The sequence below is a fragment of the Acinetobacter bohemicus ANC 3994 genome (assembly GCF_000367925.1).
Lineage (GTDB): Bacteria > Pseudomonadota > Gammaproteobacteria > Pseudomonadales > Moraxellaceae > Acinetobacter > Acinetobacter bohemicus.
Genome location: NZ_KB849164.1, coordinates 488683 through 512113, shown reverse-complemented (window position 1 = coordinate 512113; position 23431 = coordinate 488683). Strand labels below are relative to the sequence as shown.

The 23431-nt window shown below is 39.8% G+C and carries 19 protein-coding genes; 4 read left to right on the top strand and 15 right to left on the bottom strand.

Going from position 1 to position 23431, the window contains the following annotated elements:
* Window positions 1-3: 3 nt before the first annotated feature.
* Entirely contained in the window at window positions 4-636 is a 633-nt protein-coding gene (locus F994_RS02335) for a DUF2238 domain-containing protein (RefSeq protein WP_004648430.1), read from the top strand.
* Between the two features lie 33 nt (window positions 637-669).
* Here the strand turns inward: F994_RS02335 and F994_RS02330 are convergent, their stop codons facing one another.
* The 8 genes from F994_RS02330 to F994_RS02295 form a co-directional block, all read right to left on the bottom strand.
* Window positions 670-1131: a hypothetical protein gene (locus F994_RS02330; protein WP_154649938.1), complete on the bottom strand. Its 462-nt coding sequence runs from the start codon at window positions 1129-1131 to the stop codon at window positions 670-672.
* 95 nt (window positions 1132-1226) lie between these two features.
* Window positions 1227-2189, bottom strand: coding sequence for a protease SohB (gene sohB / locus F994_RS02325; protein WP_004648428.1), 963 nt, complete (start codon window positions 2187-2189; stop codon window positions 1227-1229).
* A gap of 268 nt (window positions 2190-2457) precedes the next feature.
* Window positions 2458-3381, bottom strand: a complete 924-nt coding sequence (pstB, locus tag F994_RS02320) for a phosphate ABC transporter ATP-binding protein PstB (RefSeq protein WP_004648427.1) — start codon at window positions 3379-3381, stop codon at window positions 2458-2460.
* 12 nt (window positions 3382-3393) lie between these two features.
* Window positions 3394-4785, bottom strand: a complete 1392-nt coding sequence (gene pstA, locus F994_RS02315; protein WP_004648426.1) for a phosphate ABC transporter permease PstA — start codon at window positions 4783-4785, stop codon at window positions 3394-3396.
* Window positions 4785-6164, bottom strand: coding sequence for a phosphate ABC transporter permease subunit PstC (gene pstC / locus F994_RS02310; protein ID WP_004648425.1), 1380 nt, complete (start codon window positions 6162-6164; stop codon window positions 4785-4787). The genes pstA and pstC overlap by 1 nt, the downstream gene beginning before the upstream one ends.
* Before the next feature lie 101 nt (window positions 6165-6265).
* Window positions 6266-7291, bottom strand: a complete 1026-nt coding sequence (locus F994_RS02305; protein WP_004648424.1) for a substrate-binding domain-containing protein — start codon at window positions 7289-7291, stop codon at window positions 6266-6268.
* 927 nt (window positions 7292-8218) lie between these two features.
* Window positions 8219-9751, bottom strand: coding sequence for a pyridoxal phosphate-dependent decarboxylase family protein (locus F994_RS02300; protein WP_004648421.1), 1533 nt, complete (start codon window positions 9749-9751; stop codon window positions 8219-8221).
* Complete coding sequence (locus F994_RS02295) at window positions 9751-11124, bottom strand: diaminobutyrate--2-oxoglutarate transaminase (protein WP_004648420.1); 1374 nt, start codon at window positions 11122-11124, stop codon at window positions 9751-9753. The genes F994_RS02300 and F994_RS02295 overlap by 1 nt, the downstream gene beginning before the upstream one ends.
* Before the next feature lie 470 nt (window positions 11125-11594).
* On the opposite strand from F994_RS02295, the gene F994_RS02290 reads away from it, so the two are divergent.
* Both F994_RS02290 and F994_RS02285 read left to right on the top strand, forming a co-directional pair.
* On the top strand, window positions 11595-12299 hold the full coding sequence (locus F994_RS02290; RefSeq protein WP_004648419.1) for an SIMPL domain-containing protein: 705 nt from the start codon (window positions 11595-11597) through the stop codon (window positions 12297-12299).
* A gap of 115 nt (window positions 12300-12414) precedes the next feature.
* Entirely contained in the window at window positions 12415-13011 is a 597-nt protein-coding gene (locus F994_RS02285) for a phosphatase PAP2 family protein (RefSeq protein ID WP_004648418.1), read from the top strand.
* 57 nt (window positions 13012-13068) lie between these two features.
* On the opposite strand, the gene proB is transcribed toward F994_RS02285, so the two are convergent.
* From proB to F994_RS02270, 3 genes are all read right to left on the bottom strand, one after another.
* A complete protein-coding gene (gene proB, locus F994_RS02280; protein WP_004648417.1) occupies window positions 13069-14202 on the bottom strand; it encodes a glutamate 5-kinase in 1134 nt (377 codons plus the stop codon).
* Window positions 14203-14231: 29 nt separating this feature from the next.
* Window positions 14232-15449: an Obg family GTPase CgtA gene (gene cgtA / locus F994_RS02275; protein ID WP_004648416.1), complete on the bottom strand. Its 1218-nt coding sequence runs from the start codon at window positions 15447-15449 to the stop codon at window positions 14232-14234.
* Between the two features lie 536 nt (window positions 15450-15985).
* On the bottom strand, window positions 15986-16366 hold the full coding sequence (locus F994_RS02270) for a winged helix-turn-helix transcriptional regulator (RefSeq protein WP_004648415.1): 381 nt from the start codon (window positions 16364-16366) through the stop codon (window positions 15986-15988).
* A gap of 116 nt (window positions 16367-16482) precedes the next feature.
* Here F994_RS02270 and F994_RS02265 point away from each other — a divergent pair, with 116 nt between their 5' ends.
* The gene (locus F994_RS02265; protein ID WP_004648414.1) at window positions 16483-17340 is read left to right on the top strand and encodes an SDR family oxidoreductase; all 858 of its coding nucleotides are present in this window, start codon (window positions 16483-16485) and stop codon (window positions 17338-17340) included.
* A gap of 145 nt (window positions 17341-17485) precedes the next feature.
* Here F994_RS02265 and F994_RS02260 read toward each other — a convergent pair whose 3' ends face one another.
* From F994_RS02260 to uvrB, 4 genes are all read right to left on the bottom strand, one after another.
* A complete protein-coding gene (locus F994_RS02260; protein WP_004648413.1) occupies window positions 17486-18943 on the bottom strand; it encodes a glyceraldehyde-3-phosphate dehydrogenase in 1458 nt (485 codons plus the stop codon).
* Between the two features lie 259 nt (window positions 18944-19202).
* Entirely contained in the window at window positions 19203-20132 is a 930-nt protein-coding gene (gene rarD / locus F994_RS02255) for an EamA family transporter RarD (protein WP_004648412.1), read from the bottom strand.
* Between the two features lie 239 nt (window positions 20133-20371).
* Window positions 20372-20977: a lipocalin family protein gene (locus tag F994_RS02250; RefSeq protein ID WP_004648411.1), complete on the bottom strand. Its 606-nt coding sequence runs from the start codon at window positions 20975-20977 to the stop codon at window positions 20372-20374.
* Window positions 20978-21101: 124 nt separating this feature from the next.
* Window positions 21102-23126 carry an excinuclease ABC subunit UvrB gene (gene uvrB / locus F994_RS02245; RefSeq protein ID WP_034696474.1) on the bottom strand — a complete coding sequence of 675 codons (2025 nt, stop codon included), beginning with the start codon at window positions 23124-23126 and terminating at the stop codon, window positions 21102-21104.
* Between the last annotated feature and the right edge of the window lie 305 nt (window positions 23127-23431).

Below are 23431 nucleotides of genomic sequence, written 5' to 3'. Positions count from 1 at the left end.
AAGATGATTGAATACCAATTCAGCTTAAAACACTGGCTTCTTTTCGGTTTTTTAGCCATTGCGATTATTATTGCAAGTATTCAACCGCTCGAATTATCCTCTTATATACTGCATCAGATTGGTACAGTAGTGATGCTGATTGCCCTGTTCATTTGTTTTAAAAAGATTGGTCTCAGTTTTTACAGCTTTACTTTATACCTTGGCTTTTTACTGATTCACATTATGGGTGCACACTATTTATATTCTTATGTACCCTACAACGAATGGTTGATTCAATATTTTGACTTTGATATGAATCAAGCTTTTGGCTGGTCACGTAATATGTATGATCGTTTAGTGCATATTGCTTATGGCGTATTGCTGTATCCATTTTTCTACCGCTTATTCCAAGTCTGGCTTCCCACCCTAAAACCATGGGTTTTATTTCTACTTATTATTCAATTTGTCATGGCCAGCAGCCTTATATATGAATGGATTGAATGGTGGATTGCGATGGGTTTATCGCCTGAAGATGCGGAAAACTATAATGGACAACAAGGCGATATTTGGGATGCGCATCAAGATATGCTGCTGGCAACCATTGGCGCGATTATTTCTGGCGTGATCTGCTTAATTAAAGTTTCCAAACCTAGCTAATCCCGAAATAACCAAGCGTCTAGATCAATTTTTTTATTGCTGTATCGAGATCGGCTTCATCCATTTTAAAACTATTGATTCAGATAACTGTGAATTTTTCTGACGATCATGAAATTCAAAACAAACATGATCGTCTTTATGCTTACGCGCCAAGCTTTCAACAAACCGAAAATGGCGAAAATATTGAGAATCATCGAGTTGTAGCGTAATGCGCTCAAAACTTTCATGCCTGCTATGACGTCCGCCTGTAGAATATTTTTTATAATACTGCACAGTACCGCAAGCAGTTGACACTGTTATCGGCTGATCACTCTTTAAATGCAGTGCATAGCCAAAAATTAAAAATCCAGGAAGCATCAATAAAAATGGCGCACCCGCTTTCCAATCATCTGGCTTGACCTTAGGAATGATGTAAAGAATGGCATAGACTGGCAATCCGACAATGCACATTAGCCCCAAAACAATAAGAAACGTCGCCATTTTATAGATAAACAATCAAGTCATTATGAAATAATATGAGCATAAGTATTGAATATCGCTAAAAAAAGCACACCGAAGTGTGCTTTAAAAAACATAATCAAACTTTATGATTAAAGTTTCGGATCACGCATTTGCACTAAACTTGAGTTGCTACTCGCTAAAGTTTCCATGATTTTATTCATAACTGCTGGTACTAAACCATCTGCAATTTGTGCTGCCTGAAAACCTAACTTTTCACCTAAAGTCGGCTTACGACGTGTATCAATCACATAGACATCGTGCTGTGCCAATAAACTCAGCAAATATTCATCTGAAGTTTGTAATTTATCCACCAAATTTAACTCAAGTGCATCTTTACCATACCAATGCTCACCTGTAGCCACTTTCTCAACATTCAATTGTGGGCGGTATTTTTCAACAAAGTGCTTAAATAGCTCATGTGTTTGCTGTAATTCTTCTTCGAACTTTGCTTTACCTTCAGCCGTATTTTCACCGAACATGGTGACTGTCCGTTTAAATTGACCTGCGGTATATAGCTCGAAATCGACATGATGTTCTTTCAACAAACGATTAAAGTTTGGCACTTGTGCAACCACACCAATTGAACCGACCACCGCAAATGGCGCAGAAACAATTTCGTTGGCAATACATGCCATCATATAACCACCGCTGGCCGCGACTTTATCTACACAAATGGTTAAGTTAAATCCAGCATCACGTAAACGTACCAGTTGTGCAGCAGCTAGACCATAACCATGCACCATACCGCCCGGACTTTCCAAGCGAAGTACCACTCGATCACGTCCAACTTTTGCAGTTGCTAAAATTAAAGTAATTTCTTCACGTAAACTTTCTACAGCAGATGCCGCTGTATCACCCTTAAAATCAAGGACATAAACTTTTTTATTATTCTTTTTACGTAACCGTGCTTCTTTTGAAAGTTGTTGAGTGAGTTGCAAGAACTCAAATTTAGATGCTGTTGTTTGCGCAATTTTTTTACGTTGTTCATTTACACGCGCATTTAAATGACTGATTCGAATTTCAGCAGGTAATTTCGGGGTATGGAATAACATATAAAATAGTTTCTCTAATTGTATTTACGGTTAGCTTTAACATGAGGCCAAAACATTGAAAATTCAATATGATTTTTGATCCAAATCGTCTGATTTTTTATCCTATTACTCTTATAAGCATTTCAGCCGTGGTAAAACCTCTTTTATGACGCGAATTTCAACCCAACAGAAAGAATAAGCGATTCTAGAAGCTATAAGTTTAACTCGATATATCTTTGATTAAAAAATAAAAAAGAGCCTTTTGGCTCTTTTTGATGCAGGCATTGGATTAACCAAAACGACCTGTAATATAGGCTTCTGTTAATTGATGATCTGGCTGGGTAAAGACTTTTTCGGTCGCATTTACTTCAATTAAATCACCCAAATGGAAGTAAGCAGTACGGTCAGAAACACGTGCTGCTTGCTGCATTGAATGCGTCACAATGGCAATGGTGTACTGAGTTGAAAGCTCTGAAATCAGTTCTTCAATTTTTGCCGTTGCAATTGGATCAAGCGCAGAACACGGCTCATCCATCAAAATCACTTCAGGACTCACCGCAATGGTACGTGCAATACATAAACGTTGCTGTTGACCACCAGACAAACCTGTGCCCGGTTGATTTAAACGATCTTTCACTTCATTCCAAAGACCCGCTTTATGCAAACTGTTTTCAACAATTTCTTCAAGGTCATATTTGTCACGCGCTAAACCGTGTAACTTTGGACCATAAGCCACGTTGTCAAAAATCGACTTCGGAAATGGATTTGGTTTTTGGAACACCATCCCCACTTGCGCGCGCAGTAAAACCACATCAAGGTTCGGATCATAAATATTTTGATTATCTAACATCACTTGACCAGTGATACGACACGAATCAATCGTGTCATTCATACGATTTAAAGTACGCAAGAATGTCGATTTACCACAACCTGATGGGCCAATAAAAGCAATCACTTCATTTTCATAAATATTCAGATCAATCCCTTTGATTGCTTCTGCTTCGCCATAATATACGTGTACATCTGAAGTACTAATTTTCACATTAGCGGTTTTTGCATCTTTTTTTGCCGAAGTTTGGGTATCAAATTGAGAAACAAATGAAGTCCCTTGACGTTTTTTATCCACTTCGGGAGAGATAAATTGCTTCTGTTCTTGATTCACGGATTCGTCCTGTTCTAAGGAATTTGTTTTTGATGCAGTTACAGTATTCATATATTGCCCTCTCTACCAGCGCACTTCAAATTTCTTACGTAACCAAATCGCAAGGCTATTTAAACCCACCATGAGCGCCAGTAAGACAATAATTGCAGCAGCAGTACGTCCTTCAAAGAAGTTACGTAATTCATTGCCCTGCCATAAATAAACTTGGACCGGTAAAGCCGTTGATTGATCTAAAGGTGAGACAGGAATATTGGCAACAAATGCACTCATCCCAATCAATAACAATGGTGCGGTTTCACCTAAAGCATGTGCGACACCAATAATAGAACCTGTCATGATTCCAGGCAAAGCCAAAGGTAAAACATGATGAAAAACAGTTTGTAAACGTGATGCACCAATCCCTAAAGCAGCTTGGCGAATTGATGGTGGCACGGCTTTCAGTGATGCACGTGTTGTAATAATCACCGTTGGCAGCGTCATTAAACTTAACACCAAACCACCCACCAAAGGTGCAGAAATAGGTAAATGCATCCAACCAATAAAGATCGCAGCACCTAACAAACCAAAGACAATCGATGGAACTGCTGCAAGGTTATTGATATTCACTTCAATAATATCTGTGATGAAATTTTTAGGTGCAAATTCTTCTAGATAAATCGCACTTGCCACCCCTAATGGAATCGAGATAAAAATCACGATCAGCATCATGAACAATGAGCCCATGAATGCACCCGCTAAACCCGCTGTTGCAGGAGAACTACGAGAATCTGGATTGGTAAAAAGTTGCGTATTGAATGTACGCTCAATCACGCCTTTCGCTGCTAAATCATCAGAAAGTTGACGCACTTCTGGACTCAATTGCTGCTGATCATCAGGTAAAGAACGATCGATATTATCTGCTAACCAGACGTCAATATTGGCATCGGCTAAGAAGTTCATCTCAACTTTTTTGCCAATTAAAGACGGATCTTTAAAAACCATATCACGAATTCGGTAAGCTTCTGAACTGGTATATAAACTACTTAACTCATCACGACGGCTCGCAAGTGAAGGGTCTTTTGCAATTAAACCATTCACGATTAAAGCATCCCAATCGACCATGCCCATTTTAGTTTGCCAGTCAACATAACGCTCTTCATACTGTGCTGGAGACTCACCTACTTTCTGAGTTGGTCTAGGACCAGCATCAATCAAGGTAGGATCAAAATACACAGGAACCGTCATACTGGCTTGCCAAAACGCGGGAAGACCTTTATACAAAATACTGCCAAACAATAAAGCAACAAAGGCCAGTCCGATAATGACGGAAGAGAAACCGACAAAGCGAAATGTTTTTTCTTTACGATGGCGCTTGGACAATGAACTCGCAATTTTAGCTTTACGTTTTTCGCGTAATTCCGCAGCTGCACGAGGGTCTAATGCCTGATCTATAGATGATGTATTCGAAGTACTCATTAGTCGTATTGCTCACGATATTTACGCACAATATAGAGTGCTACAATATTAAGGCACAGCGTAATTACAAACAGGGTCAAACCGAGTGCAAATGCCACCAAAGCTTGAGGGCTTGCGAAATCTGTATCACCTGTTAATTGCTTCACAATCGTTACGGTGACTGTCGATACGGCCTCAAAAGGATTAACATGAAGTAATGGGCTATTTCCTGCCGCAAGCACCACAATCATGGTCTCACCGACAGCGCGGGATACAGCCAATAAAAATGCACCGGTAATCCCGGGTAATGCAGCAGGCAGTACCACTTGACGAATCGTTTCAGATTTTGTCGCGCCTAAACCTAAAGAACCATCACGTAATGAACGTGGGACTTGAGTAATAATGTCATCTGAAAGTGAAGATACAAACGGGATAATCATAATCCCCATTGCAAAACCGGCTGTTAAAGCACTGGTCACATTAATTTCAAGGCCAATCGTTGCACCTATTAATTTCAAAGCGGGTCCAATCACCATCAGGGCAAATACACCATAAACGATGGTCGGAATACCGGCTAATACTTCAATGGCAGGTTTTGCCCAAGATCTAAATTTTGGCGATGCATATTCCGCCAAGTAAATCGCAATCATCAGACCCAATGGTACGGCAACCAATAATGCAACACCACTGACCATGAGTGTGCCCCAAAGAAGAGGCAGTAAACCATAACTTCCTTCAGCATTTCCCGATGTACTAAAACCAGGATTCCATTCAGTTCCGAAGAAAAAATCAATTGGAGAAACAAAATTGAAAAAATGGACCGCTTCTTTAAACATCGACATCACAATGCCAATCGTTGTCAGAATTGCAACCCCAGAACATAAAATCAAAATAACATTGATGGTACGTTCGACTTGATTACGTGCACGATAAGTTTGACTGACCCGTTTCTTCGCCCAAACTAAACCTAATATTGCAGCACAAATGACGACAGCAAACTTTGCCAATTCACTGACTTTTTCGAACTTCGCCAAGTGTTCTGCTGCTGCAACTTCATAAGCTGCCGGTGTGTCACTCACACCAAAACCTGAAGCAATGGCTTTAACTCGATCAATCAGTACATCTATACCAGCGACATCTAAATTTGCGGTAATATTCGTTGGAACATTTTGTAAAATTAAATATTGCAAAACGTTGGCTTCAACCAAATTCCAAACAAGTAAAATTAAAAAAGCAGGGATACCACACCATAAAGCAACCAATGCACCGTAATATCCGGGACGAGAGTGCAACTTCGCAGAGTTATTTCCCTTACCTGCTAGGTTACGGCTTTTAGATAACCCGATTTGATAGGCTACGGCAATCAATGCCAATAACACACCTATGAGTAGCAGATTCATGTATTCTCCGGCATTTTTTCAATTTTCATGCTTTGAAAAAACCTTATTTTGCAAAAAAGCTGATGCTAAGAATTCTCCTAACATCAGCTTATTCATCCTAATTACTTAACCGCTTTGCCTGCTTTAAAATCTGCAAGAACTTTTGCACGTTCTTTATCAGACATTGAAATCAGACCTGCTTTTTCTAATTTAGAACCTTTACCTGAAACTTTTTTGTTTAAGAAGTATTCAGAATACTGCTGTAAACCTTTGATTGATTTAAGGTGTTCGCCTTTCACATAGAAGAACAATGGGCGTGATACTGGGTAAGAACCATTTAGAATTGTTTTTTCTGATGGCACCACATTGTTTACAGTCGCTACACGTAATTTGTCACGGTTTTGGTCATAGAAACCTAGACCAAACACACCCACTGCACTTGGAGACGTCTTTAAACGTGCCAATGTTTCAGTATAGTCACCAGAAATTTCAATCACTTTGCCATCTTTACGGAAAGTCGAACATGCTTTCTTCTGTGCATCTTTGTCTAAATTCTTAAAATATGCATAAGATTCACAACCAGCTTCAACCATTTTTTCTTGGAACACTTCACGTGTACCGTGGTTAGAAGCTGGAATGACCAATGTAATTGGTTCATTCGGAAGTGCTTTGTCAATTTGATTCCAATGCGTGTATGGGTTTGCAACTAACTTACCATTTGATGGTAATTGTGCGGCCAAAGCTGCAAATACATGCTGTGGACGAAGTTTATAAGCAGCTTTTTTTGAGTTAGAGGCAAAGACAATACCGTCATAACCGACTTTTACTTCAATAATTTGATTCACACCAGCTTTTTTACATGCAGCCAGTTCAGTATCTTTAATTTTACGAGATGCATTGGCGATGTCGATTGTGTTATCACCTACGCCTTGACAGAATTGCTTTAAACCACCAGATGTACCACCAGAACCAACAACAGGTGTCTTAAATTGTGGGAAAGTATTACCAAACTCTTCTGCAACAATACTTGAGTATGGCAAAACAGTTGAAGAACCAGCGATTTGGATGGTGTCACGAGCTGCATTTGCTGTTGTTGCTACAACTGCTCCTGAAACTGCTAAAGCAAGTGCGAGGTGATTTAAGCGCATTCTTTTCTCTCTTCATTAGATGCAATTTTGAAGCACGCTACTTTTTTATAAAGTTTTGTACTTTTTCGATATCTGCATTTTGAGTTTAAAATATGACAATGAAGTTACAGCTTTATGACACTTTAATGATCTGTATATTTTAAGTAAATTTATCTATGTATTCACCCTATTCACGCACTTTATAAAAATAAATAACACTTTGTTTTGACTTAAAAATTTAGAGAAATATTCAATGAGCATATTTATGACAAAAGATCATCCTATAATGTTTTATACAACGCATGATCAATGCAATATCAGCCATGATGACTTAGAAAACATGATGATTTATAGCTATTTGCCATAAACCACACCAAATATTTGACTATAAATAAGCTATAAAAGCATGTTTTCTGACAGATCACCACCCGAATATGTATCGAAAATGACTTCAAAAAATTAGATTTAATCCAATCTTGGCAGCTTAATTTTACAATGAAAAGAAGCCACCAACCTGCTCCTTTTAAATACATATCTATAAATGCACGCAACATTGAAAAATATATTGCTGCAATATTTATGACCTCATTTTTACTGATTATAAATTTTCAGCAGTGTGACCAAGCTTTTTTAATCAAGGCAATACAGAATAAAAGTAATGACTTGAGTACAAAACCCATCAATTAAAGCAATTAAAAAAAGCAATATTACGATTCACTGATCATGTGAAATTGATTGATTCAATACTTTTTAAATTAATGAATAATTATGTGAATGAGGGTCTTTATACACAGATTTTATGATCAACAACTTACTTTAGAGAATGCTATTGAAATGATCAAAGCGTAGAAAGAGATGCTTTTATGCTTTGATCAAGACCTCCTAACATGTATAAAAAAAGCCAGTTATAAAACTGGCTTTTCTTTTAACTTAAATACTTACATTCGCTTAGTCAATTGCTGTCACATAAGTACCAGCTTGAATTGGCCCTTTGATACGATCTGCTTCTGCTAACACAAGGTTAAGCAAATTCTTCACGTTATCTAAAGTCGCGACTGGACTTAAAGTGGTCATTTTCAAGGATTGAACTTGACCAACCTTAGTAACACCAATATTCGCTTCTCCACGCGCAAACAATTCATCTGCGACGTTTTGATTCAATGTATCAAGCAATTCTGTTGGATAACCTTCAGGAATCACACGGAACAACACAGAAGCAAATTGTGGATCAATCAACATCTCTAAACCATCCGTTGCATTGATATAATCAGCAACTTGACGCGTTAGAACCACACCATGGTCGATCATTGAACCATAAAGCTCTTCGCCTAATGATTCTACCGTCATCCACAATTTCAACGCATCGAAACGACGTGTGGTTTGTAGTGACTTCGACACAAGATTTGGCACACCATGTTCTTCATCATAAGCCGAGTTTAAGTACTCAGCTTCATAATGCATGAAACGGTAGTTCGCTTCGTCTTTCAACAAGAACGCACCACAAGAAATGGTTTGGAAATAATGCTTGTGGAAATCGAGCGTCACAGAATCAGACAATTCAATCCCATCTAACATGTCACGATAGTCATTCGAAAGAATGAGTGCACCACCCCATGCTGCGTCGATATGCATCCACGCGCCATACTTGTTGGTGATTTCACGTACTTTCTTCAATGGATCAATTGCGCCTGCATCGGTCGTACCCGCAGTTGCAACCACACATGCCACGATTTTACCCGCCGCTTGCAGATCAGCCATGGTTTTTTCCAAGGCATCCATATCCATCTGTGCATTTGCATTGACAGGAACAGTCACAACCGATTGGAAGCCCATGCCCATCATTGCCATGTTCTTTTGCACAGAGAAATGTGCATTTTCAGAACAAATCACTTTGACGTTACGCATCGCATCCGCAGGGATACCATCACGCTGAACAGACCACGGCTTGCCGTTTTCGTCTTTCCAGTTTTTCGCAATACACGCATCACGCGCCAGCAATACACCCATCAAGTTCGACTGTGTACCGCCAGAAGTGAATACACCCGCCTGACCTGCACCATAACCGACTTTTTGACGAAGCCAATCAATCAATTGAACTTCCATCAACGAACCCGCTGGGCTTTGATCCCATGAGTCCATCGATTGATTCGTTGCATTAATCAGCACTTCCGCAATTTGGCTAGTCACCATCGTTGGGCAATGCAAATGTGCAAGTGAATGCGGATGATGTACTTTCAAGCTTTTATTGAGGAAAAGCTCAACCATACGTTCAAGCGACTTGTGTACACCTAAACCTTCTTTTGAAGGGTTAAACGCAATTGCGCTGCGTAGCTCTTTAATGCTACCGCCTGTGTACATTTTGTCATTGTGCAACCATGCTGCGACTGCTTTAGTCGCCTCACCCATTGCTGACTCGTAGTCAGCAATAGACTGAGCATCATTGCAGAGTAATGCTTTACGATGTTCTGCAAAATCAACCATTATGCGCCTCGTACTGCAACTAGTGCTTCAGCAATTGCTTTCTTAAAGCGAACAAGTACTTCTTCACATTCAGCTTGAGTGATGATGAGTGGGCAAAGTAAACGAATTACAGTACCGTTACGACCGCCTTTCTCTAACAACAATTTGTTATCGAAACAAGCCGTTTGGATAGCCGCTGCCAATTGAGAATCACCTGGTAATGAACCCATGTGATCTGCTGTTTGACGTTCGTCTACAATCTCAACACCCAACATCAAGCCACGGCCACGTACGTTACCGATACATGGGAATTCTACTGCTAATTTTTTAAATTCAGCTTGTAAGAAATCACCACGTTCTTGTGCATTTTGCGCAAGATTTTGCTCTTTAATGGTGTTAATTGTTGCAAGACCAGTACCCATCGCCAATTGGTTACCACGGAAAGTCCCTGTGTGACCCGCAGGTTGCCAAGCGTCAAATTTGCGCTTAATACCAAGAACTGCAAGCGGTAAGCTACCACCTACTGCTTTTGACATCACCACAACATCAGGTTCAATGCCTGCATGTTCAAAGGCAAACATTTTACCTGAACGGGCAAAACCAGCTTGAACTTCGTCAAGAATCAACACAATGTTGTGTTTTTCAGTGACTTCACGGATTTTTTTCAACCATTTGGTTGGTGCTGTAACAACACCGCCTTCACCTTGAATTGCTTCAAGAATCACGGCAGCAGGTTTAGTTACACCACTTTCTACGTCTTCAATAAAGTTTTCAAAGAAGTAAGTTAAGGCATCTACACCTGCTTCACCGCCAAGACCCAGTGGGCAACGGTATTCATGCGGATATGGCATAAACTGTACGCCTGGCATTAAGCCATTCACCGAATTTTTTGCAGATAAGTTACCTGTCATGGCTAAAGCGCCATGCGTCATTCCATGATAGCCGCCTGAGAAGCTAATCACTGAACTACGACCAGTATACGTCTTCGCTAATTTAATTGCTGCTTCTGTACCATCTGCACCAGATGGACCACAGAACTGTAAACAATACTCTTTTTTACCACCAGGTAATTGTTCAAGTAATGCTTCAGTAAATGCATCTTTTAAAGGCGTTGTTAAATCTAAAGTATGTAATGGGAGACCACTCGTTAAAGTATCTTGAATACTTTGAATAACCGCAGGATGGTTATGGCCTAAAGCCAAAGTCCCTGCCCCAGCCAAACAATCGAGGTACTCTGTACCTTCAACATCAGTAACCCAGCAGCCTAAAGCTTTTGCTATCGCTAACGGTAATTTACGTGGATAGCTACGAACATTGGATTCCATTTGGCTTTGGCGAGTCAAATAGTATTCGTTAGTAGAATTAGGGGCAGGATTTACAGAAGAAACGCTCATATCGAATTACCATCTCTGATATGGGTTGAAAGAAATAAGTCGGGTGACTTGTGGTCCTTTGACTCGGTGCTTTATAGAATCTAGTTAGACTTAAATTTGTTTGTCATAACTAGAGGGCGGATGATACCGAATTTTTCTGAAAAATAAACAACTTTCGGCACTTTATCCGTCCTATTTCATTAAAAAAAATCAAGCTAATCTATAAGTTGAATTCTCATCTTACATTGTGACAGGAGAAAGAAAACCTCATTTTTTTATGCTTTTATTGAAAAAAAATTATAATGCAGTGAAATTTCATGTAAATTAACTCGTAAGTATATAATTTTGTTTTAGTTATATTGAGCAATACGATTTAGTTAATTTTATCTGTTTTTACAAAGCCACCACAAAATCTGCTCAAATCCAACATAAACACACTTTAAGATCATCAATCTAGATTCCAATTCTACTTACAAAAAATAGGTCAAAAAATGCGTTACTTAACTCTCTCATCTTTAATTTTAGCATCTACTTTAACGACACCTGCTTTTGCTCAACAAAACGAGCAACTCAATTATAATCTAGTCAATATACAAGCAGAAGCCGCACGCAAAGTTTCGAATGATGAAATGCACGCTGTTTTATACATTGAAAAAAGCAATAAACAGCCCGCTGAACTTGCTGTGCAAATTACACAATTAATGAATCAAGCCATGGCTTCAGCCAAGAAATACCCGCAAGTGAAGGTTGAAACTGGTTCTCAAACCACCTATCCAATTTATGACAACGATAGCCGTAAACTCAAAGAATGGCGTGGTCGTGCCGAAATTCAAATTGAAAGTACCGACTTTAAAGCGGCAAGCCAATTGGTCAGCGAACTGCAACAAAATTTTCAAACACAATCCATTAATTTCAGTGTTTCTGATGCCCAACGCAAAAAAGTTGAAAATGAGTTAATGGTAGAGGCTTCTAAAAACTTCCAGCAACGTGCCCTAACCTTAAGTCAAGCGTGGAATAAATCAGGATATAACCTCGTTAATCTAAATTTAAATACCAATAATTCTTACCCACAACCCATTATGATGCGTGCAAGTATGGCAAAATTTTCGGGCGCTGAAGCAGCAGATGCACAAGATGTTGCTGCGGGCGAATCTAAAATAACCGTGAATGCAAACGGTACAATTCAGTTTAAATAAGCATTTAGACAACTCCTCCCAAAAAGACTACAAATCTGTGGTCTTTTTTTATGTCCTAATTCAATGCTTCTGCTAGATTAACCCGTTATTTTTTATCTTTGCATCAGTTTTGATTATGTCTCTCACCGAATTAAATCTTAGCCTTTTTGAATGGATTAATGCATCAAGTCATGCTAGCGATTGGATGATTCATTTTGCCATTTTCATCGCCAATGACCTGCTCTATTGCATGATTTTACTGTTTGCTTGGTTTTGGCTACGTGGCAACTATGACGTTAAAAAGCAAATCTTGAAGGCGTTTATCTTTACCAGTATTGCGATTTTAATCAGCCAATGTATTTCTCATGTGTATTATCACCCACGGCCTTTCGTTATGGATGTCGGGCGCACTCTTATTTATCATGCACCAAATGGCTCTTTTCCGAGTGACCATATGCTGATTTTTAGCAGTATCGCCTTTTCTTATCTGTTCTCTGCACAGCGTAAGCTGGGAATTTTTCTACTAATCATGGCTTGGCTGGTTGCATGGTCACGGGTCTATCTTGGTGTGCATTTCCCTTTAGATATGCTGGGCGCTTTTCTATTGGCTTTTGCCTTAAACTTCTTTGGTTTGAGTGTTTGGAATCACTATAAAGAGAAAATGATGCAATGGGTGCTCACCATTCACTTTTACTTATTTAAGCCACTGATTCAAAAGGGCTATATTAAATAACCCTCGCTTTAAAACAAAAAATCCCGCTCTAAAGCGGGATTTTTTATGGCGAAATTTTTAGTAAATGGCCATGTGATTACGATGAATCATTTCTAAAGAACGTGCTTCACCTAAAACTTGATAAACCTTATCTGAAGATAAACCCTTCACAATTTCAGCTGAACGTGAACTAAAGTTGACACGACCCACTGCGACGCGGCCACCTTGACTATCAACGCACTCGACCACATCACCGCGATCAAAATGTCCTTCCACCGCTTTTACCCCAACTGGCAGCAAACTACGATGATTGTCTTTAATCGCTTTTACGGCACCATCATCTAAAACCAAACGACCCGCTGTTTGTAAATGCGCTGCCAACCACTGTTGATGTGCAGTCATACGATCATTATCTGTAATAAACAATGTTCCGAGTAACTCACCAGACATTAAGCGAGCAAGCACTTGAGCACTTTCACCACTGGCAATCAGCGTTGGACAACCTGATTTAGCGGCTAAACGTGCAGCGCGGACTTTGGTCAACATACCACCACGACCAAATTTACCACCACCGCCAGCCATATCAAATAGGCTTTCATCCAATGCGCGAACCGTATGGAACAGTTTCGCATTCGGATTAGAACGCGGGTCGGAGTCAAACATGCCTTGCTGATCGGTTAAGATAATCAGCAAATCGGCATGGACTTGACCTGCAACCATGGCAGCCAAAGTATCGTTATCACCAAAGCGAATTTCGTCAGTCGACACCGTATCATTTTCATTAATGACAGGCACAACTTTCCAGTCAATTAAGTTCTGTAAAGCATCGCAAGAATTTAAATAACGACGACGGTCTGCCAAGTCATCATGAGTCAACAAAACTTGTGCCGTTTGAATAGCATGGTTTTCTAATACGCTCGACCACGTTTGAATTAAGCCCATTTGACCAATAGCAGCACATGCCTGAAGACTCGGTAAATCAGTGGGTCGGTGGGTCAATTTCATTCGAACCATACCTTCAGCCACAGCACCTGAAGACACCAGAATAATCTCATGTCCTGCATTGTGTAGATCTGCAATTTGTTTCGCCCAATGCGAAATTGCTGCAATATCTAAACCTTGCCCATTTGCTGTGAGTAAAGATGATCCGATTTTAACAACGATTCGTTTGCAATCCTTGAGCTGACGTTGCCCATCCACCACTTCTATCATCTTGTCCTCAGTTACTCATATTTCAGAGCTTAACGTACGTAAAACACTTCCATATCGCCATCATCGCCATCTTCATCATCTTCGTCGTCTTCTCCCAAGAGACCTTCAAGACGTTGTTGACGACGCATTTCACGATAAGCTTCTTTCGCTGCAATGGTTTGTTCACGTGTTTCAGCTTCAAGCTGATCACGGAATGCTTTCATTTCTGCAGCGTATTCAGGATCTTCAACTTCGCGTTCGCGTTGTTGCTCAATTTCATCCATTAGGTAATACACAACATCTTTGGTGCCTTCCGACATCAAGCCAGAAGTTTGGAATACTGGACCTTCCCACTGAATTTCATCAAGAATATGCTGACACCATTCTTCACGGGTTGCTTCATCAAGTTGATCGACTTTATTCAACACCAAGACCACTGGCAATTTCGCCAAAGTTGGAGAGAATTTTTTCAATTCTTCCACAATGACTTTGGCGTTATATGCTGGGTCTGAACCATCAATTGGTTGAACATCAATAATGTGCAACAAGATACGCGTACGTGCCAAATGTTTAAGGAAGCGAATACCAAGACCCGCACCTTCAGAAGCACCTTCAATCAGACCTGGAATATCGGCCATTACGAATGAACGGTGACTATCGGCATCCACCACACCTAAGTTTGGCACCATTGTGGTAAACGGATAATCTGCAACTTTTGGTTTCGCAGCCGATACAGCACGAATAAAGGTCGATTTACCGGCATTTGGCATACCCAGTAAGCCAACATCCGCAAGAACTTTAAGCTCTAAACGAATTTCACGGAACTCACCTTTAATACCATGGGTACATTTACGCGGTGAACGGTTGGTCGATGATTTAAAGTGAGTATTCCCCAAACCACCTTGACCACCCGCAGCAACCATAACGCGTTGACCATCAGCGACTAAATCGCCAATGATATCGCCAGATTCTACATCGACAATTGTTGTTCCTACTGGAACTTTTAATACGGTGTCTTCACCGCCACGGCCTGCGCAGTTCGCACCACGACCATTTTTAGCACGTTCCGCACGGAATCTACGTGTATAACGATAATCTACGAGTGTACTGGTGTCGTTGTCTGCTTCAACATAAATGCAGCCACCACGTCCACCATCACCACCATCTGGACCACCAAATGGTACGAATTTTTCACGGCGAAAACTGGCTACGCCATTGCCACCGTCGCCAGCCTCTACGGTAATGACTGCTTCATCAACAAAGCGCATACTGCCAATCCTCTAAATACTTTAAAACCGCATATTCTGCCATATTTTAAAGAATTTCTCGAATAGTATTATTCAGCATTACATGATTTTTAGTCATCGCCAGACCATCCCCCTACGGCTTGGCCCATATTTCGGACTTCACTCCAATAAATCACGACCAATTTAAAGTAAATCGCCTGCTTATTTCTGTACATGGTTACCGAAAATCAATCTCATGGATTTGGTTTTTCTATTGAGCTGCACTTTAATTGCACCATCACTTTCATACGTGGTAAAAATTAAAAATCAGGTTAAAGATAAACTGTTTGGATAAACAATAAGTACGGCCATCTTTATGCTGTAGCAGCTAAACTATAGCGGTAGATTTTAGCGATATAATGAATCTTGCTTGGCCTTTTCCAAATCCGTTCGTAAAAATAAACTCATTGTTTTATTCTTTTTTTGTTATGAATATTTTAACTTTTATCGGATTCAGAAAGATCTTTGGCGCTCAAAAATCTGAGCTCAACTCAGGCATGATCGTTTCAAAACAATATTTACAATAATGGCGCAGCACGCTGTTTATTTTCCATAATTTCAGGCAAATTGCGTTCAATCCAGCCAATCAAATGATTCAATTTCTCTGCGGCTTGCGAGCCTAAAATAGTCAATTGATATTCCACTTTTGGAGGGACAACGGGATAAACCGTACGAATGAGAAAGCCATCTTTCTCTAACACCTTCAAAGTTTGAGCCAACATTTTTTCACTCACCCCGTCTATGCGCTGTCTTAACTCACTAAAACGATGAATGCCATCGCTTAAACAGCGCAAAACCAATACCGACCATTTGGTGGTTAGATGTTCCAATATTTCACGTGAAGGACACTCATTGGATAAAACTTGTCCAAGTAAATTACTGGTTGCATAGTTACTCATCATTTCTCTCCAAATCGAAATAAACTTACTTTTAGGTACGTACTTACATTAGGTAAGTTAGTATACTAAGATAAAAACATCAAGTATACAAAACAAACAAATCAAAGGTGAGTCAAATGAAAATTGCAATCACAGGTGCAACCGGTCAGCTCGGTCAATGGGTTATTCAATCATTGTTAAAAAATACCGCTGCTACCAATATTGTGGCATTGGTTCGAAATGAATCCAAGGCTGCCGATTTAAAAGCAAAAGGGATTGAACTGCGTCTCTTTGATTATGACACACCTGCAACTTTAGCTTCTGCATTATCTGGAATTGATAAACTGTTGCTTATTTCAGCCAATGAAGTGGGTCGTCGTACACCGCAGCATAAAGCAGTCATTGCTGCTGCTCAACAGGCAGGTGTTCCCTATATTGCCTATACCAGTTTGCTGAATGCAGATCATTCTCCGCTCGGTTTAGCACAAGAACACCGTGAAACCGAAAGCCTCATTAAAGCCAGCGGCTTACAGTACACGTTCTTACGTAACAATTGGTATAGTGAAAACTATTTAGCCGGTATCACTCACACCGTTGAAATCGGTACGCTGTATGGCGCAGCAGGCGAAGGAAAAATTAGTTCCGCGGCACGTGCCGACTATGCCGAAGCCGCAGCAAAAGTGCTCACCACATCTGGACATGAAAATAAAATCTATGAACTTGCAGGCTCAACCAGCTTCACGTTGGCAGATTTAGCAGCTGATATTGCCGATGTTTCAGGAAAAGAAATCACCTATCAAAACCTCAGTGCTGAAGATTATACTCAAGCTTTAACACAGGCTGGCTTACCTGCTGGTTTAGTCGATATCATTGTCGATGCAGATATACAGACTGAAAAAGGTGCCATGTTTAGTGACAGTAAAGACTTAGAACAACTAATTGGACATCCAACCACAGCAATTAAAGAACAAGTTGCCGCAATTTTAAAAGCGTAGTAACTATTCCATTCATAATTCCCCTCTTCTTTTTCAAGAGAGAAACTTTTTGAAAGCTGACTTGCTACAAAAAAGAGAAAGCCCTCCTTAAACATTAGACATAAAAAAGAGCCTCATATGAGGCTCTTTTTTACTGCTTTACAAATTATGCATTTTTTTCAGCAGGAATTTTGCGGTAGCTTACGCCACACATTTGTTCAGCAATACGTAATACTTGGCAGCTATAACCCACTTCGTTGTCATACCAAACGTAAGCCGTTAAGCGTGTACCTGAAGTGATTGTTGCTTGCGCATCAAATACACCCGCAGTACGTGAACCGATAAAGTCAGAAGATACCACTTCAGTCGAATTTGTATAACCAATTTGACCTTGAAGGCTTGAATTGATTGAAATTTGACGAATGTATTCATTCACTTCTTCACGATCAACTTCTTTCTCAAGTGTTAAGTTAAGAATAGCCAATGATACGTTTGGTGTAGGAACACGTACAGAGTTACCTGTTAACTTACCTTTAAGTGCAGGAAGTGCTTTTGCAACCGCTTTAGCAGCACCAGTTTCAGTAATCACCATGTTCAAAGTCGCAGCACGACCACGGCGATCTGCACTATGGTAGTTGTCGATTAAGTTCTGGTCATTAGTGAAAGAGTGAACAGTTTCAACGTGACCATTGATCACTTTGTATTTGTCATCTAACACTTTTAATACTGGTGTAATTGCATTGGTAGTGCAGCTTGCAGCAGAGATGATTTTGTCTTCATCTAAAATGTCAGTATGGTTTACGCCATAAACGACATTTTTCATTTCGCCTTTACTTGGCGCAGTCAATACTACACGAGCAACGCCTGGGCATTTCAAGTGTTGAGCAAGACCTTCCGCATCACGCCATTTACCCGTATTGTCAATGACTAACGCATTGTTAATACCATAAGCCGTATAATCTACTTCAGCTGGGCTAGATGCATAAATAACTTTGATAAAGTTACCATTGGCAATGATCGCTTCATTTTCTTCATCTACAGAAATCGTTCCTGAAAATGGACCATGAATTGAGTCACGACGAAGTAAAGACGCACGTTTTTCTAAATCACCATCTGATGATTTACGAACCACAATGGCTTTAAGGTTTAAACCACGGCCAAGACCTGATTGACCAATGATTAAACGTGCAAGGATACGACCGATACGACCGAAACCATAAAGAACAACATCTTTAGGTTCAACAGTTTCAGCATTACCTTTTAACGATTCTACTGCTTGCGCAACAAAAGCGTCGATATCGCCGCCTTTTTCTTTAAATTCAACCGCTAGTTTACCTAGATCGATTTCAGCAGAACCGATATTTTCAACTTTAGCCAATGCTTCTAAGATTGGAAAAGTGTGAACAACTGAAAGCTCAACGTCCATAACACGTGTACGGCGATGCGCTTTTAAAATTTGAATTACTGAACGGTTAACTAAAGAACGACCGAATACAGAAGTCACGATATTTTTTTCACGATACAACTGACCAATTAAGGCAATCATATGTTCCGCGATTTCTTCACGGTTTTTCCAGCGACCTTGGTGCTCTGCATGTAGGGCGATGATAGTGTCTTTGCTCACAGATACGTCCTCTAATTAATTGTATATCTAGGCATAAATTTCAAAACCCGACAATTGTAAAGGAATTATCGAGAAGTTTGAATCAAAAGCTGATCCATACTTGGCTATTTTCCTACATATTCATTATAAATTGAAAAAATAGTTGTAATTATTTTCATGATTTTCATATCAAAAGCACTAAAAAAATTTATTTCTGACAAAAAGGGACAATTAAACTCAGATGTTGTTTTATCAAACAATGCTCAAAAGATAAAACCCATCACTTTAAGCGTTCTTGGTAATTTTCAAGATTTTTCGACAAGGCTTTTTGCTTTTGTTGCTGTTTCACCAGATGAATCGAACCTTCAACAATAAGCAGTAACACCGCAAACCAGATTGGAATATAAGTAAACCATTCAGCCGCTTCAATTCTTTCACCCAAAATAATCGAGGCGAAGGCAAGTAATATAGGTTCTAAATAGCTTAACAATCCAAAGATGACAAAAGGTAAATAACGACTCGCCAGCATGTAACTTCCAAGCCCAAATGCACTTAAAAAGCCCAAACCCAAGATCGCCAAAATTAAATATGGAAACTGTGCAATGAGGTTAAATGAGTCGCTATAAAGCGTTGCTAGGTAAATCGCAACAGGTAGAATTAAAAACAAATCCCACCAGAAACCACCCAAATGATCCGTTTTAAAAGCGCGTCTTAAGAAGAAATAAATAGGATAAGCCACAGCAACATAAGCAGTTTCCCATGCAATACTGCCGATACGCCATAATTCATGTCCAACGCCCATGCAGGCAAATAGGACTGCGGCAAGTTGCCATTTGGACAATTTTTCTTTGTAAATCACACAGCCAATCAGTACCATCACCAAGGGCAATAAAAAGTATCCTAATGAGACTTCTAAACCACGCCCATTCATGGGTCCCCACAAAAACAGCCAAAGCTGCGAGGTACACAATACTGAACTGATGATCAACCAGATCAACAAAGCAGGTTGCTTAAAAATACGTTTAAAAATTTCGGTGATATGTTTTAAATCACCGATCCACCACATAAATAACGTCAGGAATGGTAGCGTTGCTAACATACGCCAAGCAAAAGTTTGTTCACTATCCAGTGGTTTTAAAAACTGGGTATAAAAATACAGAACACCAAAAGTGATAGATGCCAATACAGACAATGCTACGCCTTTATACATCTTTCACCTCTAAATTTATGTCATTTGTATTATAAACATTTCACTCTGATAAAACTTGATCATTCACCTTTTAATTTGACTATTCAATAAAAAACCATGCCGAAACATGGTTTTTTATCAGGTCACTTGTAGCATTCAAAAAAACCTGTACATCGTTTATTTTTGAAATAAGCATGGTTTTATTTAGGCTTTACAAATTACATTTATTGACCCACAAATAATTCATGCAACAAAGCCTCTTAATTTAATATTTTAAGATTGTTGTGCGTTTGCTTGGTATGAATGAGATCCGTTAAGTTATAGCCAACTGATTTTGCATACTCTAGATATTCATTGACCACGGCTTGATCTGGCTGTGCTGAACGTGACAATACCCACATATATTTACGCCGTGGTTCACCAACCAGTACCGTTTGATAATCATCATCTATTTTCAAAATCCAATAATCACCGCGCGCTACAGATAACCAGCGAATCGCTTCAGGTAAAAAGCTAACTTTTAACTTGGTATTAAAAGGTGCATTTTGCACGAAGGCTTCGCCAATAGACTGCTGCAACTGCCCATCTTTACTAAAACAACGGTTGGTTACGCTGACATTACCATTTTCATTTAAGGTATAGGTCGCAGTAATATCACGGCTGCACTTGTTTTCAAAGTACATCGGCTTACGCGCAATTTCATACCAAACCCCCAGATATCGATCTAACTGAACTTTGTCTACAGTCTGCAATGGCTTAGTCTGTGCATATGCCAGTGTTGCAGCACCCAGACCAATCAACACAACCCCACCCACTGCAATTTTGGCAAGTGTAAAACCTGCCTTTGGAAGATTCTTAGCAACCATAAAAAATACCTGATTAAGAAAATCATATTATTTAATGATGAATATGCATTAAAATAACGAGTATTTTTCAGCCGTACTGTAGCGTTATGTAATGATTTTTGAAGATAAAATCATGACTATCAATCTAGGTCAGCATTTGAGCTTTCAAACGCACAATTTCATCACGCAGTCGCGCTGCCTGCTCAAACTGTAATTCTTTCGATGCTTTTAACATCTCTTTTTCCAGTTTAGACATGTGTTTTGCAAGCAACTTAGGATCAGCAAGAATATGACGCTCATCTGCACTTAAACTACGGGTTTGATCAGAAACTTTGCCATCAATTTGCTCATCTGTTAGTACCTCGCCGGTATCAATGTCTTTTTTATTTTGACGTTTGGTACTGCGTGGGGTAATACCATGAATTCGATTAAATTCGATTTGTTTGGTACGACGGCGATCTGTTTCATCCATCGCCTTTTGCATAGAATCGGTTATTCGATCAGCATACAGAATCGCCTTCCCTTTCACATTACGCGCTGCACGACCAATCGTTTGAATCAGTGAACGCTCTGAACGTAGAAAGCCCTCTTTATCTGCATCTAGAATTGCCACTAACGATACTTCTGGCATATCTAGACCTTCTCGCAGCAGGTTAATCCCCACCAAAACATCATGCACACCAGAGCGTAATTCATGAATAATTTTCACACGCTCAACCGTATCAATATCTGAGTGCAAATAAGCGACTTTCACCCCATATTCTTTTAAATAAGAGGTTAAATCTTCTGCCATACGTTTGGTTAAAGTCGTGACTAAAACACGTTCATCTAAATCTTTACGCAGATTGATTTCTGAAAGCACATCATCGACTTGTGTCAGTACTGGACGAACTTCAATTTCAGGATCAATCAAACCTGTAGGACGAACCACCTGCTCTGCAATTTGCTCTGATTTTTCCAGCTCATATTTTGCAGGCGTTGCACTAACATAAATAGTCGTTGGAATAATTCGCTCCCATTCTTCAAATTGCATTGGACGGTTATCCAAAGCACTGGGCAAACGGAAACCATAATTGACCAAATTTTCTTTACGCGAACGGTCACCTTTATACATGGCACCAATTTGCGGAACAGTCACATGCGATTCATCAATAATCAGTAAAGCATCGTCAGGAAGATAATCAAATAAGGTCGGTGGTGCTTCACCCGATGGACGACCCGATAAATGACGGGAGTAGTTTTCAATACCATTGGTATATCCCAACTGCTGCATCATTTCTAAATCGTAACGAGTACGTTGTTCGATACGCTGTGCTTCAAGCAATTTGTCGTGTTGTTTAAAGAATGCCAATCGCTCTTTCAGCTCTTCACGAATAGTTCCAATCGCACGCTGTAAATTATCTTTTGGTGTGACATAGTGACTTTTTGGATAAATTGTCACCCGTGGTGCTTTACGCACCAGTTTGCCAGTCAACGGATCAAACCAACGAATAGACTCCACTTCGTCATCAAACAGTTCAATACGAATGGCATTTTGATCCGATTCCGCAGGAAAAATGTCAATAATTTCGCCACGAATACGATACGTACCGCGTAAGAATTCCAGTTCATTGCGGGTATATTGCATCTCGACTAAACGACGAATAATGTCGTCACGGCTAATACGATCGCCCTGTACAATATGCAACAGCATGCTCATATAGGCATTGGGATCACCCAAACCATAAATAGCAGAAACGGATGCCACAATAATGGCATCACGACGTTCTAATAAAGTACGCGTTGCTGAAAGACGCATTTGATCGATGTGATCATTAATGGCAGAATCTTTTTCGATAAACGTATCGGACGATGGAACATAAGCTTCAGGTTGATAGTAGTCATAGTAACTGACGAAATATTCAACCGCATTATTGGGAAAAAAGGACTTAAATTCGCCATACAGCTGTGCAGCCAAGGTTTTATTATGCGCCATCACAATCGTTGGACGTTGTAATTGGGAAATCACATTGGCCATGGTATAGGTCTTCCCCGACCCCGTGACCCCTAATAACAACTGATCGTGATAGCCTTTTTCAATCCCACTGACTAATTTTTCAATAGCTTGTGGCTGATCCCCAGCGGGTTGATAGCTGGTCACTAATTCAAAAGGTTGCTGACTATCCTGCATAGTATCCATCTTCAACGACATAACCTTCATAGTATGAGGGCTAAAAATCTACATGCAACATCAGTCGCCTTATATTTCTCGACTTCGCCCATTCAACCAAGCCATGAGAGTGGATTCAAATTGATATTGCAGTTAACCATTTGCATGCAATCAGGCATGAACCCAATTGAAATATTAACTCTACTTTTATTACAAAATCAGACCTGTATAGTCCTAAATACGCTATCTTTGATGCTAATTTTAAAAATGCTGATCTTTCACTTGACCATCGGTCATTTCAATTGCAACATGAAGAAAGACCATCA

Coding starts and splice junctions, on each gene's coding strand:
- F994_RS02250 (WP_004648411.1), bottom strand. CDS start 20,977: ATGGTTGCTAAGAATCTTCCAAAGGCAGGTTTTACACTTGCCAAAATT.
- proB (WP_004648417.1), bottom strand. CDS start 14,202: ATGATAGAAGTGGTGGATGGGCAACGTCAGCTCAAGGATTGCAAACGA.
- uvrB (WP_034696474.1), bottom strand. CDS start 23,126: ATGCAGGATAGTCAGCAACCTTTTGAATTAGTGACCAGCTATCAACCC.
- cgtA (WP_004648416.1), bottom strand. CDS start 15,449: ATGCGCTTTGTTGATGAAGCAGTCATTACCGTAGAGGCTGGCGACGGT.
- sohB (WP_004648428.1), bottom strand. CDS start 2,189: ATGTTATTCCATACCCCGAAATTACCTGCTGAAATTCGAATCAGTCAT.
- F994_RS02285 (WP_004648418.1), top strand. CDS start 12,415: ATGTCTCTCACCGAATTAAATCTTAGCCTTTTTGAATGGATTAATGCA.
- pstA (WP_004648426.1), bottom strand. CDS start 4,785: ATGAGTACTTCGAATACATCATCTATAGATCAGGCATTAGACCCTCGT.
- F994_RS02290 (WP_004648419.1), top strand. CDS start 11,595: ATGCGTTACTTAACTCTCTCATCTTTAATTTTAGCATCTACTTTAACG.
- F994_RS02300 (WP_004648421.1), bottom strand. CDS start 9,751: ATGGTTGATTTTGCAGAACATCGTAAAGCATTACTCTGCAATGATGCT.
- F994_RS02295 (WP_004648420.1), bottom strand. CDS start 11,124: ATGAGCGTTTCTTCTGTAAATCCTGCCCCTAATTCTACTAACGAATAC.
- F994_RS02305 (WP_004648424.1), bottom strand. CDS start 7,291: ATGCGCTTAAATCACCTCGCACTTGCTTTAGCAGTTTCAGGAGCAGTT.
- pstC (WP_004648425.1), bottom strand. CDS start 6,164: ATGAATCTGCTACTCATAGGTGTGTTATTGGCATTGATTGCCGTAGCC.
- F994_RS02270 (WP_004648415.1), bottom strand. CDS start 16,366: ATGAGTAACTATGCAACCAGTAATTTACTTGGACAAGTTTTATCCAAT.
- rarD (WP_004648412.1), bottom strand. CDS start 20,132: ATGTATAAAGGCGTAGCATTGTCTGTATTGGCATCTATCACTTTTGGT.
- F994_RS02335 (WP_004648430.1), top strand. CDS start 4: ATGATTGAATACCAATTCAGCTTAAAACACTGGCTTCTTTTCGGTTTT.
- pstB (WP_004648427.1), bottom strand. CDS start 3,381: ATGAATACTGTAACTGCATCAAAAACAAATTCCTTAGAACAGGACGAA.
- F994_RS02265 (WP_004648414.1), top strand. CDS start 16,483: ATGAAAATTGCAATCACAGGTGCAACCGGTCAGCTCGGTCAATGGGTT.